Origin of the sequence: Streptomyces sp. NPDC102437, from assembly GCF_044765565.1 — a bacterium.
In the GTDB taxonomy this organism is placed as follows: domain Bacteria; phylum Actinomycetota; class Actinomycetes; order Streptomycetales; family Streptomycetaceae; genus Streptomyces.
Window position 1 is genome coordinate 1 of sequence record NZ_JBIWKI010000165.1, and the last position, 1,573, is coordinate 1,573.

Consider the following 1,573-nt stretch of genomic DNA (forward strand, 5'->3'; position numbering starts at 1 on the left):
CACCACCCCCCGCACCAACACCGAACACACCATCACCACCATCTGGTCCGACATCCTCGGCATCGACACCATCGGCATCCACGACAACTTCTTCGAACTCGGCGGGCATTCGCTGCTCGCGATACGGGTGACGTCCCGGCTGCGGCAGCAGCTCGGCATCGACGTGCCGGTGCGCACTCTCTTCACCTCACCCACCCCGGCGACTCTGGCCGCGGCCGTGCGCGAGCTGACAACGGCCGATGAGGCGCCGCTCGTACCGGTCGACCGTGCCGAAGGTTCTCTGCCGTTGTCCTTCGCCCAGCAACGGCTCTGGTTCCTCGATCAGTTGACACCTGAAAGCGCCGAGTACCTGGTGCCCTTCGGCCTGCGCATCCGGGGTGAGCTGAACGTCGGCGCCTTGGGTGCAGCGTTCACGGCTCTGGTGGCCCGGCACGAGATCCTGCGGACCCGGTTCGTCACCGACGATTCCGGGCGCCCTGCGCAGATCGTGGACGCGCCGTGGTCGGTCACCCCGGTGGTGCACGAGGTCCGGACCGTCGCCGCCCTTGAGGACAGGGAGCGCACCGCACAGGAGATCATGGGAGCGGAGGCGCGTCGCCCGTTCGAGCTGGACGGAGGACGGCTGCTGCGCGTGGACGTGGTGCGAGTCGCGGAGGACGACCAGTACCTCTTGATCACGCTGCACCACATCGTGTCGGACGGCTGGTCCTCCGGCATCCTGGCGCGCGAGCTGCGTGAACACTACGCGGCGGCCCTGGCCGGGGAGCGCGAAGCGTCGCTCCCGGACCTACCGGTGCAGTATGCGGACTTCGCCGTCTGGCAGCGGGAACAGCTCACCGGTGACTTCCTGGACGCACAGTTGGCGTACTGGCGGGAGCGCCTGACCGGCGTTCCGGTGCTGGAACTGCCCACGGACCACGGACGTCCTACCGAGCGCGAGGGCGCCGCGGGAGACAGCGTGCACTTCACCCTGCCGGCCGAGGTGGCGGAGCAGTTGCGGTCGACGGCGGGACGGCAGGGTGCGAGCCTGTTCATGGTCCTGCTGTCGTTGTTCCAGGTCGTGTTGGCACGCTATTGCCGCCAGGACGACATCGCGGTGGGAACCCCGATCGCGGGCCGCAACCGGGCCGAGACCGAAGACCTCATCGGCTTCTTCGTCAACACATTGGTGATGCGGGCCGACCTCTCCGGTGACCCGACCTTCGGCGAGCTGATCGACCGCGTCAAGGACACGGCCCTGGGAGCGTACGACCACCAGGACCTGCCCTTCGAGCGGCTCGTCGACGAGCTGGCCCCGAACCGCGACCTGTCCCGCAACCCGCTCTTCCAGACCTTGTTCGTTTTCCAGAACACTCCGGACGGGGACGCATGGACCCTGCCAGGCCTCGAAGTCGAGCAGGTCGGGGTGGGCGGCCAGGACGCGAAGTTCGACCTTCAGTTGACGGCGGCGGAGTCGGACGGTGAGGTGCTGGCGGCGCTGGAGTATCGGACGGATCTGTTCGATCGGGCGAGGATCGAGCGGATGGCCGGCCATCTGGCCACGCTCGCCGCCTCCGCGGCAGCTGCCCCTGAC

The 1,573-nt window shown here is 68.2% G+C and carries 1 protein-coding gene; it reads left to right on the forward strand.

Translation table 11 applies throughout. From position 1 onward, the window contains the following. The coding region (locus tag ACIRJP_RS42605) for a condensation domain-containing protein (RefSeq protein WP_404186623.1) at positions 1 to 1,573 on the forward strand (1,573 nt) is incomplete at both ends.